This is a genomic window from Methylobacterium aquaticum (assembly GCF_001043915.1).
Taxonomy (GTDB): Bacteria; Pseudomonadota; Alphaproteobacteria; order Rhizobiales; family Beijerinckiaceae; genus Methylobacterium; species Methylobacterium aquaticum.
Genome location: NZ_LABX01000306.1, coordinates 1 through 5,758, shown reverse-complemented (window position 1 = coordinate 5,758; position 5,758 = coordinate 1). Strand labels below are relative to the sequence as shown.

Here is a 5,758-nt window from a genome sequence, read left to right as displayed (position 1 = left end):
TCGCCCAGACCGGCACCGGCAAGACCGCGTCCTTCGCGCTGCCGATCCTGCACCGTCTCGCCACCGGAGCCCCCAAGCCGGCGCCGCGCCGCGGCTGCCGCGTGCTGGTGCTCGCCCCCACCCGTGAGCTTGCCAGCCAGATCGCCGACAGCTTCAAGGACTATGGCCAGTTCCTGAAGCTCTCCACCACGGTGGTGTTCGGCGGCGTCACCATCGGCCGCCAGGAGCGGGCGCTCGCCAACGGCGTCGACGTGCTGGTCGCCACCCCCGGCCGGCTCCTCGACCTGATCGACCGCCGCTCGCTCACCCTCGACGGCGTCGAGTACCTGGTCCTCGACGAAGCCGACCAGATGCTCGATCTCGGCTTCATCCACGCCCTCAAGCGGATCGTGAAGCTGCTGCCGGCCGAGCGCCAGAGCCTGTTCTTCTCGGCCACCATGCCGAAGAACATCGCCGGCCTCGCCGACCAGTACCTGAAGAACCCGGTCCAGGTCGCCGTGACCCCGGTCGCGACCACGGCCGAGCGGGTCGACCAGAAGGTCGTCTTCGTGCCGACCGGCTCGAAGCAGGCGCTGCTCGGGACGATCCTGCGCGACGAGACGATCGACCGGGTGCTGGTCTTTACCCGCACCAAGCACGGCGCCGACCGCGTCGTGCGCGGCCTGGAGCGCGACGGCATCGGCTCGGCGGCGATCCACGGCAACAAGTCGCAGCCGCAGCGCGAGCGGGCGCTCGCCGCCTTCCGGGCTGGCACCTGCCGGGTGCTGGTCGCGACCGACATCGCCGCCCGCGGCATCGACGTCGACGGCGTGTCTCACGTCGTCAATTTCGACCTGCCGAACGTGCCGGAAGCCTATGTCCACCGCATCGGCCGCACCGCCCGCGCCGGCAAGGACGGCCTCGCGATCTCGTTCTGCAACGACGAGGAGCGGGCTTACCTCCGCGACATCGAGCGCCTGACCCGCCAGAAGGTGCCGGTGATGGCGATCCCCGAGGGCTTCGTGCCCCCGAGCCGCGAGGAGGCCGCCCAGGCGGTCGCCGAGGCCGAGCGCGACCGGCGCCAGCCCGGCGCGGGCCCGCGCGGCCAGCGCCCGGGTGGCGGGCGCCAGGGCCAGCCGGCGGGCCGTCAGGGCCAGCCGCGCCACGGCGCCGGCCGTCCGGCGGAGCACCGCGAGCCGCGTGCCCTGGACGGTCGCGCCGCTGACGGTCGTGGGGGGCACGAGGGCCGCCAGGCTCGGCCGCAGGGCCAGGGCCAGGGCCGGCCGCAGGGGGGCGGCCAGCGCGCCGACGGCAACCGCCAGCAGCGTCCGGCGGGCGGCGGCGGCAACCGTGACGGCCGGTCGATCGGCTGGCTCGACCGCGCGCCGCGCTGATCGCCCGATCGCCATCGCAGGATTAAAGAGGGGCGCGGTCCGGTCGGGTCGCGCCCCTTCCCGTTTTGGCCGTTCTGAAACGGTCGAGCGGGGCTCCGACGACCGGATGGCCCATGGCGTTCCAGACGTGAACCGGTCGCCTCGGCGCAGGAGGCGGAGCCGGACCGGCGACCGCGTCGGTGTACCATCGGCCCGAGATGCTGACGCATCGGGCCGATGAACCATCTCAAATTTTCGAGACTAAGCCAAAGGCTGAGCGAAAATTGGAGAACGGAGCCAACGGCCGTTTTCTTTCGACCGTTGGTATTACCCGCGTGCTGCGGTGCCGAGCGCCTGGGCCAGATCGCCGACCAGATCCTCTTCCGCCTCGAGCCCGACCGAGAGCCGCACCAGCCCGTCGCCGAGGCCCGCCCGCTCCCGCGCCTCCGGGTCCATGGCGGCGTGAGTCATGGTCACCGGATGGGCGATCAGGCTCTCCACCCCGCCGAGGGATTCGGCCAGGCTGAAGACCCGCAGGCTCCCGACGAGCCGGCGCACCGCCTCGCGCCCGCCGGCCAGCTCGGCGCTCAGCATCGCGCCGAAGCCGCTCTGCTGACTTTTGGCCAGCGCATGGCCGGGATGGCTCTCCAGGCCCGGATAATAGACGCGGGCCACCGCCGGATGCGCCGCCAGGAAGGCCGCCACCGCGGCGGCGTTGCGGCTCTGGCGCTCGATGCGGGGAAACAGTGTGCGAACGCCGCGCAAGGTCAGGTAGGCGTCGAAGGGTGACCCGGTGACCCCGACGGTGTTGGCCCAGGCGGCCAGCTCGTCGCCGAGGCTCGCCTCCGCGGCGATCACCGCCCCGCCGATGACGTCCGAGTGGCCATTGAGGAACTTCGTCGTCGAGTGCACGACGAGGTCCGCCCCGAGAGTCAGCGGCCGTTGCAGGGCCGGGGACAAGAAGGTGTTGTCGACGACGAAGAGTGCGCCCGCCGCCTTCGCCAGGGCGGCGACGCGGCGGAGGTCGGTGACGCGCATCAGCGGGTTGCTGGGCGTCTCGGTCAGGACGATCCGGGCGCCGTCCGCCAGGGCGGCGTTCAGCGCGGCCTCGTCGCCCTGATCGACGAAGGCGACGCGGTAATGGCCTCGCGCCGCCCGCATCGAGAGCAGCCGGTGGGTGCCGCCGTAACAATCGTGCGGCGCCACCAGGAGATCGCCGGGGCGCAACGGGGACAGGGCGAGATCGAGCGCCGCCATGCCGCTCGACACCACCACCGCCCGGGCCCCGCCCTCGAGCTTCGCCAGCGTATCGGCGAGCTGGTCGCGGGTCGGGTTGCCGAGGCGGGCGTAATCATAGGCCCGCGGCGTCTCGAACGCCGCGAAGGTATAGGTCGTCGACAGATAGAGCGGGGGGGTCACCGCGCCGAAGGCGGTGTCCGTCCCGATCCCGTTCGCGGCGGCGATCGTCTCCGCCCGCCTGTGCTCGTCCGCCACGTCGCTCTCCCGGTCTCGCGATGCCTCTGCGTCGTTCTTTATGAAGAACGAACCGGGCGATCAACGGAAAACCGTTCGGCGTGACGGACAATCCGCGGTTCCGCTCCACAGCCGCGTGGCCCTACTTCATGCTGAAGACCTGCACCATGGCGGGGGTGAGGATGACCACGAACAGCACCGGCAGGAAGAACAGGATCATCGGCACGGTCAGCTTCGGCGGCAGGGCGGCGGCCTTCTTCTCGGCCTCGTTCATCCGCTGGTCGCGGCTCTCCTGCGCCAGCACGCGCAGGGCCTGGCCGACCGGTGTGCCGTAGCGCTCGGCCTGGATCAGCGCCGTGGTGACGCTCTTCACCGATTCGAGGCCGGTCCGGTTGGCGAGGTTCTCGTAGGCGATGCGCCGGTCGGTGAGATAGGACAATTCGGCGGTGGTCAGCGCCATCTCCTCGGCCAGCGTCATGCACTGGTTGGCGATCTCGACGCCGACGCGCCGGAACGCCGCCTCGATCGCCATGCCGGATTCGACGCAGATCAGCAGCAGGTCGAGAGCGTCGGGCCAGTTGCGCTGGATCACCGCCTGGCGCTTCGAGGTCTGGTTGCGCAGGAACAGCTCGGGCGCCTTGATGCCGAGATAGAGCGCCACCACCACCAGGCCGAAGCGGATCAGCACCGGCTGGTCCAGCACCTCCAGCACGAACAGGTAGAACACCGCCAGCACGAAGAAGGCGATCGGAACCACCAGGCGGAAGAACAGGAACGCGATCTCGGCCTGCGGGCCGCGATAGCCCGCCATCATCAGGTTGTTCTTGGCGTTCTCGACGCCAAGCCAGTCGTCGAGGTGCAGGCGCTCGACGACCCGCTTCATGTAGGCTTTCGGCTCGTGGCGCAAGGAGGCTTTCTGGTTCATGCGCTCGCGCTCGCGCACGCGGATGCGATCGCGCTCCTTGCCGACGCTCTTCAGGCGGCCAGCGAGCCGGTCCGGCTCCAGGAACGGCTGGGCCAGGGTGAAGATCGTGGCGGCCGCCGCCACTGCGGCGAGCGCCGCGCCGAGGACATACGGGTCGATGAGCTGGGACAGGAACGGCACGTACCGCCTCCGGGATCATGCCAACGGTGAAGTCACGATGACCTCGGTCATCGTTGCCACTCTGGAAGCCTCGCCGAGCCGTCGATCCACGCCGGCCCTCGGCGATCGCGGGCTCAAATGTCGAAGGTGATCATCCGGTTCATCACGAAGACGCCCACCATCATCCACACGGCGGAGCCGGCGAGGGCGACGTGGCCGACCGAGGTGGTCCAGAGCAGCGAGATGTAATCGGGGCTCGTCATGTAGGCCAGCGAGGCGACGACGAAGGGCAGGGAGGCGATGATCGCCGCCGATGCCTTCGCCTCCATGCTCATCGCCTTGACCTTCTCGGCCATCTTGCGCCGGTCGCGCAGCACCCGCGAGAGGTTGCCCAAAGCCTCCGAGAGGTTGCCGCCGGATTTCTGCTGGATGCCGACCACGATGGCGAAGAAGTTCGCCTCCGGCACCGGCATGCGCTCGTAGAGGCGGGTCACCGCCTCCGCCAGCGTGATGCCGAGGGCCTGGGCCTCGACCAGGGCGCGGAACTCGCTCTTGACCGGCTCCTGGGCCTCGCGGGCGATGATCCGCATGCAGTCGCCGACCGGGAGCCCCGAACGGATGCCGCGCACGATCACGTCCATGGCATTGGGCAGTTCGAGGATGAAGCGGGTCATGCGCCGGTTGCGCAGGTAGGAGAGGATCCAGCGCGGCAGGCCCAGGCCCGCCGCGAAGGCGAGGCCGAGCGCCAGGAGCGCGTCGCCGCTCATCAGGAAGCCGAACGCCCCGACCCCGACGCCTCCGATCGCACTGAAGAAGTAGAATTGCTGCTTGCTGAGGCTCAGGCCCGCCTGGGCCAGCCGCAGGTCCAGGCTGATGCGGCTCTTCTTCTCCTTGTCCTCGATCTCCTTGAGGCTCTTGGCGACCTGGTCGCGGCGGCTCACCGCCTGCACGCGCTCGGCGGCCCGGCGCTGGGCGACCAGCGCCTGCTGGCGCTTGGCCGCCCGGGCCTCGTCCGGCAGCAGCGGCACTATCACGGCGGAGGCGAGCGCCACCGCGCTCACCGTGACCAGTCCGACCGCGACCGCGGTTTCGAGCTCGATCACCGGCACCTCCCTACGGTCGCGGCCGCATGCGGCCCGGAATGCAGCGTCATGCCCTGCACCGTGCGCGGCGTCATAGCGCCTCCTCCCCGCGGACCTCGGCGGCATCGAGGGCGGCGGCGAGCGCCCGGTCCTCGCCGTAATAGCGGGCGCGGTCCCAGAACCGCGGCCGGCCGATGCCGGTCGAGCGGTGGCGGCCGATCAGCTTGCCGTTCGCATCCTCGCCGGCGATGTCGTAGATGAAGAGGTCCTGGGTGATGATGACGTCGCCCTCCATCCCCATCACCTCGGTGATGTGGGTGATGCGCCGGGAGCCGTCGCGCAGGCGGGCGGCCTGCACGATCACGTCGATGGAGCCGGCGATCATCTCGCGCAGGGTCTTGGCGGGAAGGGTGAACCCGCCCATGGCGATCATCGATTCGATACGCGCCAAGCACTCGCGCGGCGAGTTGGCGTGCAGCGTTCCCATCGAGCCGTCATGGCCGGTATTCATGGCCTGGAGGAGATCGAACGCCTCCGGGCCGCGCACCTCGCCGACGATGATCCGCTCGGGTCGCATGCGCAGGCAGTTCTTGATCAGGTCGCGCATCGTGACCTGGCCCTGGCCCTCGAGGTTCGGCGGCCGCGTCTCGAGACGCACCACGTGCGGCTGCTGCAATTGCAGCTCGGCCGCGTCCTCGCAGGTGATGATGCGCTCGTCGTCGTCGATGTAGCGGGTGAGGCAGTTCAGCAGCGTGGTCTTGCCCGAG

General features: G+C 70.1%; 5 protein-coding genes. 1 reads left to right on the top strand and 4 read right to left on the bottom strand.

From position 1 onward, the window contains the following. The coding region (locus VP06_RS30670; RefSeq protein WP_048467607.1) for a DEAD/DEAH box helicase at positions 1-1,373 on the top strand (1,373 nt) is incomplete at its 5' end. Positions 1,374-1,679: 306 nt separating this feature from the next. Here VP06_RS30670 and metB read toward each other — a convergent pair. The 4 genes from metB to VP06_RS30650 all read right to left on the bottom strand — a co-directional run. Continuing rightward, positions 1,680-2,846, bottom strand: a complete 1,167-nt coding sequence (metB, locus tag VP06_RS30665) for a cystathionine gamma-synthase (RefSeq protein ID WP_048467606.1) — start codon at positions 2,844-2,846, stop codon at positions 1,680-1,682. A gap of 121 nt (positions 2,847-2,967) precedes the next feature. After that, on the bottom strand, positions 2,968-3,930 hold the full coding sequence (locus VP06_RS30660; RefSeq protein WP_048467605.1) for a type II secretion system F family protein: 963 nt from the start codon (positions 3,928-3,930) through the stop codon (positions 2,968-2,970). Positions 3,931-4,043: 113 nt separating this feature from the next. Next, a complete protein-coding gene (locus tag VP06_RS30655; RefSeq protein ID WP_245291380.1) occupies positions 4,044-5,012 on the bottom strand; it encodes a type II secretion system F family protein in 969 nt (322 codons plus the stop codon). Positions 5,013-5,082: 70 nt separating this feature from the next. Then, a partial coding sequence (locus VP06_RS30650) for a TadA family conjugal transfer-associated ATPase (RefSeq protein WP_048467604.1) occupies positions 5,083-5,758 on the bottom strand: 676 nt, incomplete at its 5' end.